Genomic DNA, 17,641 nt, shown 5'->3' with positions numbered 1-17,641 from the left:
ATGGGGTTTCAAGAAGATATCAGTCGTTTGAAACATTATTCGGGTGAGCCAGTCTTGTCGGTTTACTTGAGTACGGCACCTGACAAACGGAATCAATGGCAAACGGTCTTACGGAATGAACGAAAACGCATCCTGACTGAACACGAAAATCAATCCGCGATTGAGAACTGCTTTGATGCTGTGGAACAGGCGATTCAAGAACATCGGACGCAGCTCTTACGGAGTGTCGTTGCCTTTTTTACGAGTGATGGACAATTGAAGGAACTGCATCTGCTTCAAGTCGACGTGACCGACGAAGTCAGCTACGGACCAAAAGCGAACGTCAATCAATTGGAGGTCCTCGATCATCAGTTTCCGAGAACAGGTATTGTTTTGACGCATCTTGACTCTGCGACGATTCTTGATGTTCGAGTCGGTGAAGTCGAGACGAGACGGGACTATGAGCTTGATTTGGACACTGGACAGTGGCGTCGTTATCAAGGACGAAGTGCACGACAAGGTGCGTCAAGCAGTAGTCAGTCGGACGATTTTCAAGCACGCGTCAATCAGCAAGCAGAGCGCTTCTATCGCGATTTAGCGTCTGAAATCGATACATTACGACAGACTCAAGACTGGGAACGGCTGATTTTAATTGGTGAGCGGAGTCAGGCGAGTTATTTGGAACAAGCGTTGAAGGCGAAACCGGATCAAGTGATTCATAAAAACTTATCGCAGGCGAGTAATCAACAGTTACTGCAACATGTATTTTGAACAAAAACTCCCTTAGTGAATCGTTCACTAGGGGAGTTCGTCTGTTAACGCCATGTTTGTAATGTATTCGCGAACTGGATGTTTGTCTCAAGTTCACCTGTGATCTCGCTTGCTGCAAAGTCATTGCCGGCGAGCCAGTCGGCAAAGTCGAACGTGACCGGTTCTTGATCACCGCCGAGTGAGAACCAGACTTTCAGTTCCTCAGGGAAATAAGCCGACGTGTGAATTGTGCCTGCCCACTGGGCATACAGATCGGCAAAGACTCCTTTATCGGTATCGTTGAGAAGGCGGAATGCTGATTCCGCGTCTTGAATCATGTGTTGGTGGGTCTTCAGCTCCATCATCCGGCGTTTTGAGTCATCGAGATGGTAGCGATTCTCATGTTGAAGCAAGTCGAAATGGTTCGTGCACATATTCGACTCTCTCACTTGAACGTCGCGTGCCGTCGCTTCGATGACGAACGAACGCGCCGATTTGTCATGGACGACGTACGTGAATGATCCGCGATGCGGAATTTCTTTTACGAGTGAGATCGCATCATCAACTGATGTACACATTTCTAAAATAATTCGTCCAATCATGAAGCTAACGAATCCGTCTCCCGGGCGACGACGATTGATGAAATTATAGCCCATCGCAAGACCATGTTCGTTCATCCCGTCCATTCGTCCCGTCACACGCGATGCTGGACCAATGATTGCCGAACCACCGTCGTTCGGTTGAAAGACAGAAAATCGTCCATCGTACGTCATCGGATGGTAGTCGTAATTACGGACGAGGAAATTATCGCCGGTCATAATCGAACAACCACTTTTGGGTCCTTCGACCCGGTAATGCCCGAAATGGAGTAACGTATCCGGAAGTGATAATTCGAGTTCGTCCTGGAGTCCGAGTAACTCGTCCCAAATATGCGGAGCATACCGAAGAAACATCTCCTTCGTTTCGACCGGATCGACTTGAAAACGCGGAACACGAATTTTCCAGTTGTCCTCCCGGTTATTGAGCATCTGATTTCGTTTGACGTAACGTCCTTGTTCGCGACCAAAATCGTAATGACTGCCGCGGAATTGGGTGATCTCATTAGCTACACGTTGCATACGACTCATCCTTTCTTTGACTGCTGTACGATGATTATATCGAACGACAGGCGGAAAGTCGTACCGTAGGTCTTTGTGTTAGCACATCAAAATATAGGAATATTGAATATTTAGTCAACTATTTAAATCCTGAACCGATAAAAAAACGGGAGGGGATAGAATGAAACACATGTCAGTCAGACGGAAGATACAAGCTTTGATCGCAACAGCCGTCGTTGCGATGCTATTAATCGCGGGAGCGGGACTCTATTTTTTAAATCAGATGTCGAATGCTTCACGCGCGATGTATCAGGAAAATCTGTTACCAATTCAAGAAGTAGCCCAGATTCGAATTGATACACGTGCGCTCGACTCATTTTTAGTCGAGATGATTTTGACGAAAGATGCGACACGTATTGGTGAGTTACAAGCTGAAATCGATACGCGCCAAGCGCAGATTCGCTCATCTGTCAATAAAGTGGCAGATACAGGACAATTCACGAAACAGTCCGAAAAACAATTAGAGGACTTAAAGGATAACGTCCTTGCCTACGACAATGGGATGAGTATCGTTCAAGATGCCGCATCAAGAAATGAGAATGAGGAAGCGTATAAATCCTATTCTGAAAATCTCGAACAGGTTCGGGATAATGTTGCGAGTTCAGCAAAATCCTTGATGGCCTCGATGACAAAACAAGCGAAGGAACTAAATGCACAAAATCAGGCAGAAAAACAGACAGCCTTTTACTTAATGCTTGGAATCATCTTAGTAGGAGTCATCTTATTTGTCGGACTCGCTTTATACATCATTCGGTTGATTACACGTCCGATTCGTCAATTACAAGAATGGATGGATCAGTCTGGTAACGGTGATTTGACGGTTCGAGGCGACTATGATTCGAAAGACGAACTCGGTCAATTGACGACGTCATTTAACGACATGATTATCTCGCAACAGCAGGTTGTTCTCGAACTAACAGGAACGGCAGAACGTGTCGCTGTTGCGTCGGACGAACTAAGTGTGAATGCGGAATCTACGACGAAAGCGACGGAAATGGTCGCTGTAACGATGGAAGAGATGGCAAGCGGTGCGAGCCAACAACTTCATCAAGTCTCAGACGCTTCCCGGACAATCGAAGAATTGACGACGTCCGTCCGCTATGTTGCGGGTAATGCACAACAGATGACGGAGCGGACTTCAGACGCCATGGATAAGGTCGCGCTCGGTGGTCAAGTCGTTGGAACACTCGGTACACAAATGGGACGAATTCAAGAAGATTTCAACCGTCTCAGCCAGGTCATCGATGGCCTCGGAAATCGATCACAAGAAATCGGGCAGATCACAGATTCAATCAAAGGTGTTGCTGCACAGACGAATCTACTAGCGTTAAATGCGGCAATCGAAGCTGCGCGCGCTGGGGAACAAGGTCGCGGGTTCGCTGTCGTCGCTGCTGAGGTCAAGACACTGGCTGAACAATCTGCTGTCTCAGCGAAACAGATTGAGACATTGATTCGAATTATTCAGCAAGAGACGGAAGCATCGGTCGTCTCAATGGAGAAAGTATCAACGGAGATGACAAGTGGGATTGCAGTCGTCGATCAAGCCGGTGCTTCATTTGCCGATATCGAGACAGCCATCACCGACGTGACAGGGCACGTCGAAGAAGTATCTGGAGCTGTCCAAGAAATGGCGGCAGCGAGTGAACAGATTGCTTCTGTCATGCGAACGATTCAAGCGGTGACGGAAGGAACAGCTGCCGGCACACAAAATATTTCTGCTTCGACTGAGGAGCAAATGGCATCGATGGAAGAAATCTCATCGGCGTCACAATCCCTTGCGACGATGGCGGATGATTTGAAACAAGTGACAGGTCGATTTACCGTATAAAGGAATATGCAAAAGACCTCGATGATTCAATCGTCGAGGTCTTTTTTAGTATGGGAAACTATGGAAAAATTAAAGGGAAGTCAAGATCGTATGTCGTATCTATTTAGTAAGGTTGAATCGATTAGGAGGAACTACATATGGAATTTCAAACACTTAGGACAGATAGACTTGATTTGGTACGCGTTTCAGCAGACCATGTCGACGAACTATATACGATATTATCCGATCTACGCGTAACACGTTTCTATGGAATTGATCCATTGACATCAATCGAAGAAGCAGAACAAATCATTGCGTCATTTGATCAAACGTTTATCGTAAGACGCGGTATTCGTTGGGGAATGATTGATCGACATACGGGACGCTTCATCGGAACGGTCGGACTTAATAACCGGAGTCCGTATGCAAAGAAAGCAGAACTTGGATTCGAATTGCACCCAGATTTCTGGCGACAAGGCTATGTATCGGAAGCTGTCCAGGAAGTCATCCGTTTTTCATTTGAAGAGCTAGCTCTCTATCGATTAGGAGCGGTGACATTTCTTGAGAACGAAGCATCGTATCGCTTACTTGAAAAACTCGGTTTTCGGTTTGAGGGTGTTTTACGTGGCTACCTCTATCAAGGCGAACAATCGCACGACGCTCGCATGTACGGACGCTTATGTTCAGATATCGTTACGAGTGCGGCAACGATTGAAGAAACTGTTTGACGGCGCGGCGGGACCTTAAGTGAATAATCTGTTTATCGGTAGTAGTTTCAAGTGTTGAAAGAATATCTGGGCGTTTATCAACCGGAAAACGCCAAATCCATTTTAGAAAATTGAGTGAGAACTTCTCGGGGCAACCTGCCGCCATGTCCGGTCGACTCGTCTTGCGATAGCGCCATGTCCGTTTCAGAGCCTGGTAAAGACAAAGCGTCCGCGGTAGGTCGAGAAAAATAATCGTATCGGATGCGTTGATTCGTAAATCGAGCGTTCCACCGTAGTTACCATCGATGATCCACGTGTCGCGTGATGTAAGTGCTTGTTGAATCAAGCGTTGTTCCTCACGCGAAACCGCTTGCCAGTTCGGACGCCATAATAAGGCGTCAAGGTGATCGACAGGATAACCGAGTTTCTCTCCCAGCGCACGGGCAAGGGTTGATTTACCAGACCCACCAGAACCGATCAAGATGATTTTTTGCATGAAGTACCTCCTATTTTTTGTCATGGAAATTGATCATACCATGATTTTCTATCCAATCATAGAAGAAAGGGAGCGATCCAAATGGTACCTAGTTTTATAATCGAAGGGATGACAATTGTTTTTACACTACTCGTGATTGGATGCGGCGTGATTTTTCTGCCGGCACGCTGGAAGCGATATGGATTGATTCTCCTTGGTTTAGTGGCAATCGGATGTAGTTCCTTTTGGTACATCCGACCGACGCTTGTGAATTATCAGATTGCCGAAAATGTGAAGCTTGCAAAGGCTGAGTTAGAGCGTCAATTTCCGGGAGAGAAATATACGATGAAACCACAGAAATTTTCGTATGAGTCATCATCGAATCCGTATATGATTGAAGTTGAATTCACGAATGAACCGAACATGATTTATATGTTGAAATTCTATAACGATGATATCGAATTAGCGGGTGATGTCATCAAAAATGAGGACATCTCCTATGAACAACAACATCAGTTCAAATAAAGACCGGATGCCACAACATCCGGTCTTTTGATTAAAGAGATTTTGTTTTTTGCGCAGCGGACATCGTCTTGACAGCGAAGAAGGCAATCAGACCGAATCCGACCTTATTGATCAAGTCGGCAAAATTATAAATCAATTCGCGGACGAGCTGCACCTCGATGCCGGGTGCAAATAAGGTGACGGCGTAACCGACCGGATAGATTGCCCAGCCAATCAAGATGAACAAGCGCATTTGCAGCAAGGCTTTTCGAATCGGTGCGGGTTTATCTTCAGCGGCTTTCGTGACATTCGTGAACAAGAGATAAATGATATAAAACCATGCGATACAACCAACGATGTATGCCCAAAGACCGAGTTGTGTGAAGCCACCCGCTAGATTGATGGACGACTCTCCGATATAACCACCGATGATCATGATGATGTCCGCGATGACGAGTTTAGTCAGAAGGGAACGTCCTTTCCCACCTTTTAAACCGAGTAACAGTGGAAACTTGATCAACAAGAGAGGCGTCGTCACAAGCCAATCGATGTAGCGGATTTCAGTCGGAAAGCCATCGATCTCCGACAACAAACCGGATTCCCCAACAGCCTGCTTCATGAAATAGTAATGAATCGCGGCGACGAACGTGACGAGTGCAGCGACTGTTGCGGTCGAGCGGTATTCCGGGGCGAGGGAATTTCGTTCGACGAGAAAATAGAGCGTACCAGCGGCCATTCCGACAAATCCGACCCAGAACATGTACTGGGTCGCAAGAACGAGAAGGTTGACATCTTCCATGTGATTCGACTCCTTTTCGTAAGTGGGCACGACCTTTCATACTTCTATTTTATAAAGAAGGAAGCAGTAAAACGTCATGTCAAAACGCTTTGAATGTGCCGTCTATCAACGGGTTGACAACATTTCGACACACTTGAGGAGGAGTGACAGATGACGATTAAACGAACAGACCATATCAGCTTGAATGTCGAGAATCTTGAAGAAGCGATTCGCTTTTTTACGCTTTGTGGTCTTGAAGTGCGCGAACGGTGGGAGATGGAAGGAACACTCCTAGATCAGCTACTAGACTTAAAAGGGGCAAAAACGGAATGTGTCGCACTCGGATTACCAGGTGAAACAATCTGGTTTGAACTCGTTCGCTTTAAGGAGCCGCGTGATTCTTCTAAGAAAATTCATCCGGTCTACGCGAATGGATTCCGTCATCTCTGTTTTGAGGTGACGGAATTCGACGCACTCATCAATCGTCTAGCGAATATTGGCTATCATCCGATCGGAAGCGTAGCGGATTATGAACGCGACTATCGTCTCTGTTATGTACGTGGACCAGAAGGTGTGATTGTTGAGCTGGCAGAAAAAATCGATCCCGAGTAAAGAGGGGATCGATTTATGCATTCATGAACAACACGGAGTTGGTGATTCTGGTAAGGAGACTTTGCAGACACCGGTTTCCGGCAGCGACAATTCAATCCGTTTAGCTCGTGTCTCATCTCCGACAAGGTAAGCGACGATCGACCGGATCTGTTCATACCCCGTCGCAAGCAGAAAGGTTGGCGCACGTCCGTAACTTTTCGCACCAACGAGATATATTCCGTGATCCGGATGACGTAATTCCTCTTCCCCGTGCGGACGAACGGTTCCGCAACTGTGAAGGTTCGGGTCAATCAGGGGAGCGAGCGTCCGGTTGCTTTCGGTCACTGGATCGATATCAAGCCGTACTTCCTCAAGGAATGAGAAGTCAGGTCGACTTCCCGCGTTGACGATCAGCTGATCGATAGCAAAGAGCGATCGACCGTCTTGTGAGGTGATGTTAAACGAAGATCCTTCAGATTCAATCGATTGGGTCTTGAAACCAGTGTGTACATTGATTTGCTCTCGTTCAACGAGTTGACGGATGCGTGAACCGAGGGTACCGCGACCTTCAAGTGTATCCTTATCTTCTCCACCATATGCTTGAACCGGATTTGATTTGCGAAGAATCCAATGGATCGTCGTTTTAGGATATTGCGCTTTAAGTGAGACGAGTTCAAGGAGCGAGTTCAAAGCAGAGTGCCCACTACCGATGACAGCGACAGACTGTTCAGCGAAGACTGCGCTATCACGTTTCGCATTCACGATTGAATAACGGATTGGCAAGGTCTGTTCAATCTCAACACGATGACCAGAACTGACGGCGGGATTTGGTCGTCCAAGAACTCCAGATGCATCAATCACAGCACGAGCAAGAATATGCTTACGTCCGTTCGGTGTTTCAACCACTAATTCGAACGGAGTCGTTTCACGTGAGGCATTTGTCATTTTATCAAGACCTGCTCGAGAGACGGAGAGGATCTCGTGGTGAAAGTGAAGAGATGGAGCAATTTCTGGCAGAGTGGAGAGGGGAGCAAGATACTGTTCAGTTAGTGCCAATCCGGTTGGTGTATCATCGTCCGCTGGTGCGATCCAATCCGTCATTTCAAGTAACTGACGTGCTGCATCGTTGATGTTGTATTGCCATGTTGAAAACATCCGGACGTGTTCCCATTCTTTGACGTGATGGGCGATTGAAGCCCCTTTTTCGAACAAGAGAAAAGGTTGTTCTTCCACCGCAAGTTGAGCAGCAGCAGCAAGACCAATTGGACCGGCACCAATGATTACAACGGGATAAGTTGAAAGAGTTGTCATACATAAGTCCTCCTTTTTATTTGTAATTTGCAAGTATTAAAGACATGGTCTACAGCAGGCGTCACTTTCTGCCATCTTCGTATTCAATAGATCAATCGCTTGGAGGACATGCGCCTTCTCAAAGGATGTCATCGAGGAGAAGATGTTATCGAGGTAGACGTTCATTTCTTGATCGATGGCTTCAGCGACACGATTTCCTTTTTTAGACAAACGAAGAAGGTGAATGCGTCGGTCATTGACAGCAGGGCGTTTTACTAATAAGTCTCGCTTGATTAACGTCTGGACTTGGCGACTAAACGTCGTAATGTCTAGTGCAAGTTGATCAGCAATTTCTTGCATCGAGGAATCGGGACGTTTTGCGACTTGATACAAGAGATGACTCTGAACGAGTGAGATCTCTTCATCTAGGACGGCACAACAATTCTTATTGAGTAACCCAAAACGTCGAGTGAACGTTTGGAATAGTTCGCGGGTTTCATTCATGATTCATGCTCCTTTCTCGTAATAACTTTCATAAATCATTTATATAATAATTACTTGCAATTTGCAAGTTTTTAGATGATGATTTTATTAAATCACTAAGAAATGGAGGGATTCGGATGCGAATACGTTGGATGGAAGAAGAATACCGTTATCGCGTGCATGAGATTTACCAACAAGGAATCGAAGATGGTAATGCAACATTCGAAACGATGATTCGTGAAGAGTTGTGGGGGATAGGAATGTTACAAGCAGAGCGATTCGTTCTCGTTCACGAAGAACATGTCGTTGGATGGGGGAAACTAAGTCGGGTCTCCGAACGTGAAGTCTACAGTGGCGTTCGGGAAATCAGTATTTATGTCGATCGATCGTTTCGCGGTAACGGAGGTGGTCGATGTATCTTAGCGGCGATGATTCAGTATGCGGACACACACGGAATTTGGACACTCCAATCGCATCTTTTCCCTGAAAATGTAGCAAGTAGACGATTGCACGAGCGATTTGGATTTGAACTCGTTGGTCGAAGACGGGCGATCGCTAGGCATCATGGTGTTTGGCGAGATACGTTACTGTTCGAACGACGCAATAGCGTACGATAAAAAGGATCACGATAGTCAACTGTATCTTTAGGAAAACGGCATCCTCGCATTTGTGAGGGTGTCAATTTGTTTAAGATATTGCAGGAAAAGGAATTGAATACCGTACAGTGGTATTAGGGAACGAAACAGATGTGAGAGGGGAAATGAGATGAAAGCGAAGCGCTTAACAGGGTACGGTGTTGCCACATTATTCGCCATGAGTTTGATGGTGTCAGGTTGCGGAAATGACGAGACTTCGACAGACAAGGTCGAAGAAGGATCGACGAATTCGAACACGACAGACGACACGATGAATAATGATGATACGATGCAAGATAAGGATACTGTGACAAAAAATGCCGATACGGATTATGGCTTCAACAGTCTATCGATTGAGGCGGACGTAGACGGGGATAACGATGCCATTGATATTAGTTATGACCGGGATAACGATGGAACAGAAGCGGAATACCGTTATAAAGGAGAGCAAAAGCAAGGGGACGATGCGATGGCGGAACTCGATGCGAAGTTCAAGAACTTAAAGATTGATGCGGATACATCGGAAGCAGACGTCATCGGGGAGGTCGAGCGTGTGTTTGCAATCCAAGATGCTTCCCGTTTAGAGGTCGAAATTGAATTCTCAGACGGAACCGAAAAAGAGTATAAAAAATAAACAATAGGTCTGCGCTCGTAAGGGGCGTAGACCTATTGTTTTAGTGAATCGTCAAATGAGCGAGAACACCATAATGGTCGCTTGGTAACGGATGATGTGTCAGTCGTTTGTTTCCAATCAGTTGCACATGTTGCAATCTCACAGGTAGAGGTGAACGCTGACAAAGTAACCAATCATAGCGAACCGGTGTCGTGACGCCGTCATTCGATGCTAAGTGCGGATTCGTCACGGGATCAAGCGTCGCAGCAGCGACTTGACCCGTTCGCGTAGCAAAACTGTCAGCAAGATCAACCCACTCGCGTAGCGCAGCGTGATGAAGAGGCGACCCCGGACAATCATTGAAGTCACCGCCAAGGAACTCGATCGTCGCGTCATCAGTTTGCGAGGCAATCCATTCGTTGACGAATTGTAGTTGATCGAGACGGATGTCTGAGGCGCGCCAGTTAAAATGAATATTCGTTACCGCAAATTGGACACCATCGATTGTGAAAGGGATTCGAATCGCACAGTGGTGGTTGATGTTTACTGTCGCGGCAGCACTTGAATCCGTTCGCTCAAACGGCAGTTTCGTCAAAATGGCAAGCCCCTCATCCGGTGAATCCATGTAAGGATCCATCATCATATAAGGGTATCCGGTTGCTTGCGCCAAATGCTCAGCGATCGAGACGAACGGTTCCTCCGGATGAAATGTCGACATGACTTCTTGCAATAGGAGAATGTCCGGTTGGTGTTGCTTGATTTCCGCGCACAACGCCTTGAACCGTTCTTGTCGTTTGTGTGGATGATGCCAAATGTTATAAGTCGCGATCGATAACGAACGAATCATAGGTGTAAGCCCATCAGGACGGTATCGTAATAACAGCCGTCCGATAGTAACCGGTCGTGACGAAGCCGCCCTTCTTCTTGAAACCCATGTCGTTGGTAAAGCCGAATGGCACCAAGATTCGTTTCAACGACCTCAAGCTGAATCTTGAGGAGCGATTGCGCTTTAGCCCAAGCAATCATCCGTTCCATGAGTTGGCTCCCGATGCCTTGTCCCCAATCGGATTGAAGTACACCGAGTCCAAATGTGGCCTTGTGCGCGAAGCGTTTCAAATGAAATCCGCGACAGCGAGCATAAGCGACCAGCCGTCCATCGCGCTCGACGACGAGGATACGGTCTGGCACCGATGTATCACATAACTGGTTCTTGAAATCCGCCGTCGTCATCACGTCCTCACCAGGCATTCGGTCGAAGTATTCCGTTTCCGCGTCGAGTGCTTGGCGGAGTTCAGCGAGTGCCTCAGCGTCACTCAGTCGAGCTGGTCGAACCTGATAACGTTGCGTGTCAAACGAGTGGTGCATCGTCTGCATATGTAATCCTCCGTTCGAATTGGAATATGCTATCATTATGGCAGGAATGGTATCATTTGTAAATTTAAGGAGGGATAGATTGAAAATTCAAACCGGTACGAAGGAAGAAGGGACATTCATCCGCGAGCAATTGATTGCCTACAACCGGCAACATGTTCCTGAAGCCTTATATGAACATTCTGAAGAGCTTTATTTTACAGCTTATAATGAGACGGGCGATTGCATCGGAGGCATTACCGCCTCTTACGGTTGGCAACATATTCATGTCGAGTTTCTTTGGGTGAGCGATACAGCACGACAGGCAGGTGTCGGAACCCGCCTGCTGCAAGCAGTTGAAGAATATGCGAAGGGAGCGGCGTGTACGAAAATTCTTTTGGATACGTTTGATTTTCAAGCACCAGACTTTTACCGCAAGCATGGTTATGAAGAGTATGGACGCCTGATTGATCATCCATCGATTGGACAAACACACTATTTCTTCGTCAAGCGACTTTAACGCCGGACGTGTACGATCCATGCTGACATGTACGTAAGTGTTCCGATCGATAAGACTAGAGCAATCGCATAGAACGGAAATGCAGGGTACAGTTGAAGTAACGGTTGCTCAAACAAAAAGGCGATCATTAGGACGGGAAGGCCGATCATAAAAGCGACGTACGCCGCACGGGTCGCTTTACCGGTGATGAGTGCCTCGCGTTCGTCTGAGTCAGAAAATTCTGCTGTTGCAAACGAACGCGAACGGTCTTCTCGTAAGAAATAACTAACGATTGAAAGGATAATCGCAATTACGAGGACTGGAAGGACGCCAATTAGATTTAATTCCAGCGACAATCCCGTACCGGATACCGGGTCATCTTGAAATAACTGCAGATTAGCATGAATGGCACTAATGAGATAAGCAGCTAAAAAGTAGAGACAACAATTCAGTAAGGATTGAGTAACGACACGTTTCATCGGGGTTCCTCCTCTAATTGAAATAGTTCTTCGATGGGTCGATCGAATATACGAGCAATCTGCATCGCAAGTAAGAGCGACGGCGTATAGCTCCCTTTTTCAAGCGAGATGACGGTCTGGCGTGTCACGCCGATACGTTCCGCGAACTGCTCCTGCGTCCACTTGTGCTGTTGGCGATAAAGGCGGACTTGATTCGTCAGCTTCATCTGTCGACCTCCTTTCCAGTTGTTTACATTGTAAAGTCTGATTTACATTTTGTAAAGTTAACTTTACTTATTGAGTATAAAAAACCACCGAATCGTTTCGATTCAGTGGCGAATCTGTACATAGTAGATTGTAACCCATCGCATAAAAGAGATGATACCGTGTAAAAATCACAGGAAATGCGGTGTTACAATGACGGCTAAGAGACATGAGAACGTCGTAACGACTTGGTGATGACGTAAAGATAAGAAAAGCGTGATTAACCCGGTAATCGTTATGCCAGATAAAATCCATCCAATTAAAAACTCCGTGTCATTTGAAGCAATCGGAATGCTCAATAAATAAGCTGTCGCATGCGGAAAGTAATTCATAGCATCTAAAAGGATACCGCCAAAGACACCGATCAGCAGTAAGCCGATCGACAGACGAAATAGTGATTTACGTTTAATCATACAGATACTCCTGTCTTGTTCGATTTGACGCGTGAGATTGTTAGTTTGCGTCTATTTACTTGAATTCTACAAAAAGAGTCGAATCCCTTTCTGTTATCTTTCTCGGAACTTTATCAAAAATCCTTGCATCTACACATCAAACGGAATATTCAGACAATTATCGGGTATTCTCTTGAAAACACCATCGCCGATTCAGTGGAGAGGAGAAGAGAAGATGATGCCTGAACTGATACCGGATGACCGGGAGCTCGAACGAAGGATTCGGATTGTCCATTTGTTGCGAAAACTGGGCAAGACAGACGAAGCGATTGCCCGATCCTTGTATGTACCGGTCGAATGGGTTCAATCCATTTATGAAGAAGACGACTGGCAGCAAATGCAATCATCCTAAGGCAAGGACGTCTCGTCCTTGTTTTTTCGCGTGTTCCAGTATACTGAAATAAGAAGAACAGCTAGAGAGGATGAAAAGTGATGCAGATTGCCATCATTGGGGCAGGAATCAGTGGACTGTATCTCGCGACGCGCCTGCAGGAGCTTGGGCACGATGTGAGGATCTATGAAGCACGTGACCGAATTGGTGGACGAATCGAGACGATTGATTTCGACCTAGCAGGACAAGCGTACGCTTTTGATCTTGGACCGACCTGGTTTTGGCCGGATAGTGAACCGCTGATGGTTGATTTGATCCATCGGTTAGATTTACCGACACTAGAACAGTATTCGACGGGAGCACTTCGACTCGAACGGGCGGGGCAACCGATTGAGTCACACCTGGTTTCGAATCAACAAACGGCACTTCGCCTCCGTGACGGAACCTGCTCCGTTACGACAGCACTTGCTGCACAACTCCAACCGGGAACGATTCAACTCAATCAACCTGTTCATCAGATTGATGCGACAGATCGGAGACTCATCAGTTTCAAAAAGAAGAGTCAGCCGTTCGACGAAATTGTCCTCGCACTACCACCACGTTTAGCAGCGAAGTTATCGTACGAACCTGCCTTACCGGAAACAGTCCTAGATGAACTCGAAGCATTACCGACCTGGATGGCGCAACAAGCCAAATGTCTAGTTCTGTACGAGAAACCGTTTTGGCGTGAATTAGGTTGGTCCGGTCAGGCAATCAGCTGGAGCGGGATGCTGCAAGAGATCCATGACGCTTCTCCAAAAGACGGACTTGGAGCATTGTTCGGTTTTTTCCGGACGCCGGCAAGCGAACGACAGTCACTGACAGAGACTGAAATCAAAGAAGCTGTCCTTGAACAGTTGAATCGTTTGTTCGGTGAACAAGCGCTTCAACCAATTGGCTGGTTGTATAAAGATTGGTCGACCGACGTGTGGACGGCGACGCAGGCGGATGCTACTCCACTAGTAGCTTTCCCTGACTATCATACGATTAATTTCGAAAAGAAACATGCAGCGATTTCACTGATTGGAACAGAGACGGATGCCAGTCATGGTGGGCATCTAGAGGGTGCCTTACGATCGGTTGAACGCTATTTAGAAAAGAGAGGAGAAGAAACATGATCGAGACGCTACATTATGATGTGTTCACAACGACACCTGGAGCAGGTAATCCAGCGGGGATCGTCTTAGGCGCTGATCATTTAACAGAGATTGAGATGCAACGGATTGCGCGGGCGAATGGATTCACAGAGACGACGTTTGTCCTGTCGTCCGATCAGGCAGACTATCGCATGCGTTACTTTGCACCGGAGAACCTATGCGGACGCGGCACGATTGCTGCACTGACTGCTTTGGAGACAACCGAACGTTTACCGATGACGCTCCAAATCGAGACGAAATCAGGAATCTTACCAGCGTCACGTTAAGCAAACGGGATGTTTCGTTTGCAACAAGGACGACCTAAGCTTCAACCATTCAATGGTGAGATCAATCAAGTCTTAACATCGATTGGTTTAGAGTTAAAACATCTCGATCACCGGTGGCCAGTCGTCTACGGTAATACAGGGAACTGGACACTTGTGCTGCCGATTCGACGTCTTGAAGACTTTCAGCAGATGATACCTGATAATGCGTGTTTCGCAGACATTCTTACTGATCACCCCGAAGCCTCGATTCATCCGATTTGTTTAGATACATATGAGAAACAAGCGACCATGCATGGACGACACTTTTCAGCAACGGGAGCAGGTAGTATCGAAGATCCAGTTACGGGAACAGCGAGTGGGGTGATAGGCGTCTATTACCGAAAATTCATCCAACCAGTAACAGCGGAAACAACGATCATCGTCTAACAAGGACACGAGATGGGACGACCCGGGCAGGTCGGAATCCGGATTTCCGGAGCAGATCTTGATCACAGTAAATGGAAGGTCGAGATGGACGGACAAGCTGTCTTTGTTGATGTAAAGAGAGTGGGAGAGGAAGAGGCAGATGTTGAAACACTTCATTTGGGATTTTGATGGGACGTTGTTTGATACGTATCCCGTATTGGTCGATGTGTTTATTGAATTGCTCGAACGTGAGGGACGATTGGTCGAGCGAGAACGAGTCGCGGAGCTGATGGCGATTTCCACCAAAACGACGTATGAGGCATTTTGCGTATCGGATGAATTCATCGCGACATACAAACAACAGAAGACAACGATCGAGTTCGACCGCTCTCGTCCATTTATGGGAATTCAGAAACTGTTAGAGACATTATCGGAGAGAGGTGCGACCCACCACATCGTCACCCATCGTGGGCAGTCGATTTACGCTTTACTAAACAAGCATCAGCTGACACATCACTTTCAAGATATCCTGACGGTTGAACAAGGCTTCGCCCGGAAACCGGATCCAGAAGCCGTTCAGTACCTGATCGAACAGCATCAGTTGCAACTATCTGAAACGATCATGATTGGCGACCGGGAACTTGACGTCTTAGCCGGACATCACGCTGGCATTGCAACGTGTCTCATCAGCGATCAACCGAGTGAGACGGTTGCGACCTACACAGTGCCGTCTCCAGATCGATTAAACGAACTCTTCCTGACATAATAACAGCCCCGCTTCCATTTAAGGAAACGGGGCTGTTGAGTTAAGAAGACAACCGATCAGTTTCGGTTGCTTCGGTGCGTGGGGCGCGCCAGAAATACGTTAGTAAAATACCGACTGCAAGCATCACTGTTGCGAAATAGAACGGATAGTTCAGATTGACGTCGAACAATAATCCACCGACGATCGGTCCAAGAATATTCCCGATACTCGTAAACATCGAGTTCATTCCACCGACAAATCCTTGTTCATTACCCGCAATCTTTGAAAGATAGGTCGTAACGGCAGGGCGCATCAAGTCGAATCCAACGAACACGACCATCGTCACGAGAATGATCGAGATGTAGTTCGTGACGAACGTCATTAAGACGACGAGTAACGTCGAACCGATCAAACTATAGCGAATCAAACGAATCTCACCGAACCAGCGTGTCAATCGATCGAACAATCCAACTTGGACGATGACACCGACGATCGCTCCAAGGGAGATTGCAAGGGCGATATCTTTCGCTGTGAAGCCGAACTTGCGGTCGACGAACAAGGCGAATAACGACTCAAACGAAGCAAGACCGAACGACGAGATCAAGAGGACAAGGAAGGCGATGAAATAGAGTGGACTGAAGACTTTACGGAAACCAGTCTGTTGTTTGACCATCGTTGTCTCATGGTGACGATTTGGTTCTTTGAGCGTAAAGACCGATAAGATCATCGCCGTTAGTCCAAACGCAGCAGCGAAGAAGAACGGTGTCCGCGTTCCGAAATCAGCGAGGAACCCGCCAATCCCTGGGCCGATGATGAAACCAGTCGAGATGGCGGCAGACATATACCCGAGCGCTTTCGGGCGGGTCTCGTTCGTCGTGATATCAGCAATGAATGCCGTGACGGCAGGCATAATAAAAGCAGCACTAACACCACCGAGAATCCGGGATGCGAACAGGACTTCGACGCTTTGACCGAGACCAAACAAGAGCTCGGACATGCTGAAGATGAACAAACCGATGATGATCATCGGTTTACGCCCATATTTATCGACGGCGCGTCCCGCAAGCGGAGAGAGAATCAATTGCGCGAAGGCGAAGGCGGAGACCATGTATCCGACTGTCGCTCCGGAAATGTTGAGCTCGTTCATGATTGTCGGTGTGACAGGAATGACGAGACCAATGCCTAAAAAGGCGATGAATAAGTTGAGCAAGAGTGTACTCAGAATTAATGTATTGTTTTGCATAGTTCACCTCAGTTAAATTAAATCGTTTTCGACATACCACGCCAGACGATAGGCCAGACGGCTTGCTGTCGAGCGTGAAACGCGTCGACGCCGTTGTAGACGAGTTCCGTCAACGTGCCTTCAGCGACAGTCAGATAGGCGAGAGCAGCACTTTTGTAGTCGGTTGAATACAAAATCTGTTCCGTTCGGTCTCGTTCGCGGAGTAGACGAGTCAAGAGATCATGGAGCGAATCGAAAAATGGATTGAACCGCTCCGTCATCTCTTGTTCGAGTTTCTCTGGTGGAAAGTAAGCTGCTCGAAGAATGAAGCGCATCAGGATATCATCTTGCTGCTCCGTAATGAACCAGTCGAAGAAGCCATGCAACGATTGCTCGAGCGGTTGCTGGCGCGTTTTCGTAAAGTACGTCGCGAAACGACGTTTTTGCTCCTGCAAGGCATACGTCGTCGCTTGCAGGAATAAGTCATCCTTGCCTTTATAATGCGCATAGATCGACGGTTTCTTAATACCGACCTCTGTCGCAATTTCTTGCAACGATGCTCCTTCATAGCCGTGTGCGGCAAAATGATGGATGCTCGTCTGTAATAATTGTTGAGCTTTCAAATCAGTCACCTTCCTAACGGTCGTTAGGTAACACTTTATCAGGAGCATTTAGTTGAAGTCA

The 17,641-nt window shown here is 47.0% G+C and carries 24 protein-coding genes and 1 pseudogene; 13 read left to right on the top strand and 12 right to left on the bottom strand.

Annotation, left to right across the window (positions count from 1 at the left end):
• Positions 1–750, top strand: a complete 750-nt coding sequence (locus ACV3PA_RS10865) for a VLRF1 family aeRF1-type release factor (protein ID WP_456124699.1) — start codon at positions 1–3, stop codon at positions 748–750.
• 44 nt (positions 751–794) lie between these two features.
• Here ACV3PA_RS10865 and ACV3PA_RS10860 read toward each other — a convergent pair whose 3' ends face one another.
• Positions 795–1,847, bottom strand: coding sequence for a C45 family autoproteolytic acyltransferase/hydrolase (locus ACV3PA_RS10860; RefSeq protein ID WP_456124698.1), 1,053 nt, complete (start codon positions 1,845–1,847; stop codon positions 795–797).
• Positions 1,848–2,007: 160 nt separating this feature from the next.
• On the opposite strand from ACV3PA_RS10860, the gene ACV3PA_RS10855 reads away from it, so the two are divergent.
• Positions 2,008–3,714 (top strand): methyl-accepting chemotaxis protein, encoded by a 1,707-nt coding sequence (locus ACV3PA_RS10855; protein WP_456124697.1) that lies wholly within the window; start codon positions 2,008–2,010, stop codon positions 3,712–3,714.
• Between the two features lie 137 nt (positions 3,715–3,851).
• Positions 3,852–4,421: a GNAT family N-acetyltransferase gene (locus tag ACV3PA_RS10850; RefSeq protein WP_456124696.1), complete on the top strand. Its 570-nt coding sequence runs from the start codon at positions 3,852–3,854 to the stop codon at positions 4,419–4,421.
• On the opposite strand, the gene ACV3PA_RS10845 is transcribed toward ACV3PA_RS10850, so the two are convergent.
• The gene (locus ACV3PA_RS10845) at positions 4,387–4,896 is read right to left on the bottom strand and encodes a DNA topology modulation protein (RefSeq protein ID WP_456124695.1); all 510 of its coding nucleotides are present in this window, start codon (positions 4,894–4,896) and stop codon (positions 4,387–4,389) included. The two genes, ACV3PA_RS10850 and ACV3PA_RS10845, sit on opposite strands and share 35 nt — an antisense overlap.
• Before the next feature lie 81 nt (positions 4,897–4,977).
• Between ACV3PA_RS10845 and ACV3PA_RS10840 the strand changes: the two genes are divergently transcribed.
• Positions 4,978–5,400, top strand: a complete 423-nt coding sequence (locus ACV3PA_RS10840) for a hypothetical protein (RefSeq protein WP_456124694.1) — start codon at positions 4,978–4,980, stop codon at positions 5,398–5,400.
• Between the two features lie 31 nt (positions 5,401–5,431).
• On the opposite strand, the gene ACV3PA_RS10835 is transcribed toward ACV3PA_RS10840, so the two are convergent.
• Positions 5,432–6,178 (bottom strand): bacteriorhodopsin, encoded by a 747-nt coding sequence (locus ACV3PA_RS10835; RefSeq protein ID WP_456124693.1) that lies wholly within the window; start codon positions 6,176–6,178, stop codon positions 5,432–5,434.
• Between the two features lie 150 nt (positions 6,179–6,328).
• Here ACV3PA_RS10835 and ACV3PA_RS10830 point away from each other — a divergent pair, with 150 nt between their 5' ends.
• The gene (locus ACV3PA_RS10830) at positions 6,329–6,769 is read left to right on the top strand and encodes a VOC family protein (RefSeq protein WP_456124692.1); all 441 of its coding nucleotides are present in this window, start codon (positions 6,329–6,331) and stop codon (positions 6,767–6,769) included.
• A 21-nt stretch (positions 6,770–6,790) separates the two neighbouring features.
• Here ACV3PA_RS10830 and ACV3PA_RS10825 read toward each other — a convergent pair whose 3' ends face one another.
• Both ACV3PA_RS10825 and ACV3PA_RS10820 read right to left on the bottom strand, forming a co-directional pair.
• Complete coding sequence (locus ACV3PA_RS10825) at positions 6,791–8,059, bottom strand: NAD(P)-binding domain-containing protein (RefSeq protein WP_456124691.1); 1,269 nt, start codon at positions 8,057–8,059, stop codon at positions 6,791–6,793.
• Between the two features lie 36 nt (positions 8,060–8,095).
• On the bottom strand, positions 8,096–8,542 hold the full coding sequence (locus ACV3PA_RS10820; protein WP_456124690.1) for a MarR family winged helix-turn-helix transcriptional regulator: 447 nt from the start codon (positions 8,540–8,542) through the stop codon (positions 8,096–8,098).
• Positions 8,543–8,601: 59 nt separating this feature from the next.
• Between ACV3PA_RS10820 and ACV3PA_RS10815 the strand changes: the two genes are divergently transcribed.
• Both ACV3PA_RS10815 and ACV3PA_RS10810 read left to right on the top strand, forming a co-directional pair.
• Positions 8,602–9,138 (top strand): GNAT family N-acetyltransferase, encoded by a 537-nt coding sequence (locus tag ACV3PA_RS10815; protein ID WP_456125965.1) that lies wholly within the window; start codon positions 8,602–8,604, stop codon positions 9,136–9,138.
• A 148-nt stretch (positions 9,139–9,286) separates the two neighbouring features.
• A complete protein-coding gene (locus tag ACV3PA_RS10810) occupies positions 9,287–9,790 on the top strand; it encodes a YusW family protein (protein WP_456124689.1) in 504 nt (167 codons plus the stop codon).
• Between the two features lie 40 nt (positions 9,791–9,830).
• Here the strand turns inward: ACV3PA_RS10810 and ACV3PA_RS10805 are convergent, their stop codons facing one another.
• Both ACV3PA_RS10805 and ACV3PA_RS10800 read right to left on the bottom strand, forming a co-directional pair.
• Complete coding sequence (locus ACV3PA_RS10805) at positions 9,831–10,616, bottom strand: endonuclease/exonuclease/phosphatase family protein (RefSeq protein WP_456124688.1); 786 nt, start codon at positions 10,614–10,616, stop codon at positions 9,831–9,833.
• Positions 10,613–11,143, bottom strand: coding sequence for a GNAT family N-acetyltransferase (locus tag ACV3PA_RS10800; RefSeq protein WP_456124687.1), 531 nt, complete (start codon positions 11,141–11,143; stop codon positions 10,613–10,615). The genes ACV3PA_RS10805 and ACV3PA_RS10800 overlap by 4 nt, the downstream gene beginning before the upstream one ends.
• Positions 11,144–11,222: 79 nt before the next feature.
• Here ACV3PA_RS10800 and ACV3PA_RS10795 point away from each other — a divergent pair, with 79 nt between their 5' ends.
• Positions 11,223–11,639, top strand: coding sequence for a GNAT family N-acetyltransferase (locus tag ACV3PA_RS10795; RefSeq protein WP_456124686.1), 417 nt, complete (start codon positions 11,223–11,225; stop codon positions 11,637–11,639).
• Here the strand turns inward: ACV3PA_RS10795 and ACV3PA_RS10790 are convergent.
• The 3 genes from ACV3PA_RS10790 to ACV3PA_RS10780 form a co-directional block, all read right to left on the bottom strand.
• Complete coding sequence (locus ACV3PA_RS10790; RefSeq protein ID WP_456124685.1) at positions 11,636–12,097, bottom strand: DUF2178 domain-containing protein; 462 nt, start codon at positions 12,095–12,097, stop codon at positions 11,636–11,638. The two genes, ACV3PA_RS10795 and ACV3PA_RS10790, sit on opposite strands and share 4 nt — an antisense overlap.
• Entirely contained in the window at positions 12,094–12,303 is a 210-nt protein-coding gene (locus ACV3PA_RS10785) for a helix-turn-helix transcriptional regulator (RefSeq protein WP_456124684.1), read from the bottom strand. Before ACV3PA_RS10785 ends, ACV3PA_RS10790 begins: the two co-directional genes overlap by 4 nt.
• Positions 12,304–12,471: 168 nt before the next feature.
• Positions 12,472–12,753, bottom strand: a complete 282-nt coding sequence (locus ACV3PA_RS10780; RefSeq protein WP_456124683.1) for a hypothetical protein — start codon at positions 12,751–12,753, stop codon at positions 12,472–12,474.
• A 214-nt stretch (positions 12,754–12,967) separates the two neighbouring features.
• On the opposite strand from ACV3PA_RS10780, the gene ACV3PA_RS10775 reads away from it, so the two are divergent.
• From ACV3PA_RS10775 to ACV3PA_RS10755, 5 genes and pseudogenes are all read left to right on the top strand, one after another.
• A complete protein-coding gene (locus ACV3PA_RS10775) occupies positions 12,968–13,144 on the top strand; it encodes a hypothetical protein (RefSeq protein ID WP_200904894.1) in 177 nt (58 codons plus the stop codon).
• An 80-nt stretch (positions 13,145–13,224) separates the two neighbouring features.
• On the top strand, positions 13,225–14,280 hold the full coding sequence (locus ACV3PA_RS10770) for a flavin monoamine oxidase family protein (RefSeq protein ID WP_456124682.1): 1,056 nt from the start codon (positions 13,225–13,227) through the stop codon (positions 14,278–14,280).
• A pseudogene (locus ACV3PA_RS10765) lies at positions 14,277–15,011 on the top strand (PhzF family phenazine biosynthesis protein). The gene ACV3PA_RS10770 and the pseudogene ACV3PA_RS10765 overlap by 4 nt, the downstream one beginning before the upstream one ends.
• Positions 15,012–15,023: 12 nt before the next feature.
• Positions 15,024–15,179 (top strand): hypothetical protein, encoded by a 156-nt coding sequence (locus ACV3PA_RS10760; RefSeq protein ID WP_456124681.1) that lies wholly within the window; start codon positions 15,024–15,026, stop codon positions 15,177–15,179.
• Complete coding sequence (locus tag ACV3PA_RS10755; protein ID WP_456124680.1) at positions 15,151–15,756, top strand: HAD-IA family hydrolase; 606 nt, start codon at positions 15,151–15,153, stop codon at positions 15,754–15,756. The genes ACV3PA_RS10760 and ACV3PA_RS10755 overlap by 29 nt, the downstream gene beginning before the upstream one ends.
• A 40-nt stretch (positions 15,757–15,796) precedes the next feature.
• Here ACV3PA_RS10755 and ACV3PA_RS10750 read toward each other — a convergent pair whose 3' ends face one another.
• Together ACV3PA_RS10750 and ACV3PA_RS10745 are read right to left on the bottom strand one after the other, a co-directional pair.
• Positions 15,797–16,978: an MFS transporter gene (locus tag ACV3PA_RS10750; protein ID WP_456124679.1), complete on the bottom strand. Its 1,182-nt coding sequence runs from the start codon at positions 16,976–16,978 to the stop codon at positions 15,797–15,799.
• Between the two features lie 17 nt (positions 16,979–16,995).
• On the bottom strand, positions 16,996–17,580 hold the full coding sequence (locus tag ACV3PA_RS10745) for a TetR/AcrR family transcriptional regulator (protein WP_456124678.1): 585 nt from the start codon (positions 17,578–17,580) through the stop codon (positions 16,996–16,998).
• Positions 17,581–17,641 lie beyond the last annotated feature (61 nt).

The organism is Exiguobacterium sp. EA-TM-5 (genome assembly GCF_053878415.1).
The sequence above is the reverse complement of the archived record's forward strand: the minus strand, read 5'-3'. Positions and strand labels throughout refer to the sequence as shown.

Excerpts from the sequence above, each read along its gene's own strand:
- ACV3PA_RS10865 (WP_456124699.1), top strand. The coding sequence starts at position 1 with ATGGGGTTTCAAGAAGATATCAGTCGTTTGAAACATTATTCGGGTGAG.
- ACV3PA_RS10860 (WP_456124698.1), bottom strand. The coding sequence starts at position 1,847 with ATGCAACGTGTAGCTAATGAGATCACCCAATTCCGCGGCAGTCATTAC.
- ACV3PA_RS10855 (WP_456124697.1), top strand. The coding sequence starts at position 2,008 with ATGAAACACATGTCAGTCAGACGGAAGATACAAGCTTTGATCGCAACA.
- ACV3PA_RS10850 (WP_456124696.1), top strand. The coding sequence starts at position 3,852 with ATGGAATTTCAAACACTTAGGACAGATAGACTTGATTTGGTACGCGTT.
- ACV3PA_RS10845 (WP_456124695.1), bottom strand. The coding sequence starts at position 4,896 with ATGCAAAAAATCATCTTGATCGGTTCTGGTGGGTCTGGTAAATCAACC.
- ACV3PA_RS10840 (WP_456124694.1), top strand. The coding sequence starts at position 4,978 with ATGGTACCTAGTTTTATAATCGAAGGGATGACAATTGTTTTTACACTA.
- ACV3PA_RS10835 (WP_456124693.1), bottom strand. The coding sequence starts at position 6,178 with ATGGAAGATGTCAACCTTCTCGTTCTTGCGACCCAGTACATGTTCTGG.
- ACV3PA_RS10830 (WP_456124692.1), top strand. The coding sequence starts at position 6,329 with ATGACGATTAAACGAACAGACCATATCAGCTTGAATGTCGAGAATCTT.
- ACV3PA_RS10825 (WP_456124691.1), bottom strand. The coding sequence starts at position 8,059 with ATGACAACTCTTTCAACTTATCCCGTTGTAATCATTGGTGCCGGTCCA.
- ACV3PA_RS10820 (WP_456124690.1), bottom strand. The coding sequence starts at position 8,542 with ATGAATGAAACCCGCGAACTATTCCAAACGTTCACTCGACGTTTTGGG.
- ACV3PA_RS10810 (WP_456124689.1), top strand. The coding sequence starts at position 9,287 with ATGAAAGCGAAGCGCTTAACAGGGTACGGTGTTGCCACATTATTCGCC.
- ACV3PA_RS10805 (WP_456124688.1), bottom strand. The coding sequence starts at position 10,616 with ATGATTCGTTCGTTATCGATCGCGACTTATAACATTTGGCATCATCCA.
- ACV3PA_RS10800 (WP_456124687.1), bottom strand. The coding sequence starts at position 11,143 with ATGCAGACGATGCACCACTCGTTTGACACGCAACGTTATCAGGTTCGA.
- ACV3PA_RS10790 (WP_456124685.1), bottom strand. The coding sequence starts at position 12,097 with ATGAAACGTGTCGTTACTCAATCCTTACTGAATTGTTGTCTCTACTTT.
- ACV3PA_RS10785 (WP_456124684.1), bottom strand. The coding sequence starts at position 12,303 with ATGAAGCTGACGAATCAAGTCCGCCTTTATCGCCAACAGCACAAGTGG.
- ACV3PA_RS10780 (WP_456124683.1), bottom strand. The coding sequence starts at position 12,753 with ATGATTAAACGTAAATCACTATTTCGTCTGTCGATCGGCTTACTGCTG.
- ACV3PA_RS10775 (WP_200904894.1), top strand. The coding sequence starts at position 12,968 with ATGATGCCTGAACTGATACCGGATGACCGGGAGCTCGAACGAAGGATT.
- ACV3PA_RS10770 (WP_456124682.1), top strand. The coding sequence starts at position 13,225 with ATGCAGATTGCCATCATTGGGGCAGGAATCAGTGGACTGTATCTCGCG.
- ACV3PA_RS10760 (WP_456124681.1), top strand. The coding sequence starts at position 15,024 with ATGGGACGACCCGGGCAGGTCGGAATCCGGATTTCCGGAGCAGATCTT.
- ACV3PA_RS10755 (WP_456124680.1), top strand. The coding sequence starts at position 15,151 with ATGTTGAAACACTTCATTTGGGATTTTGATGGGACGTTGTTTGATACG.
- ACV3PA_RS10750 (WP_456124679.1), bottom strand. The coding sequence starts at position 16,978 with ATGCAAAACAATACATTAATTCTGAGTACACTCTTGCTCAACTTATTC.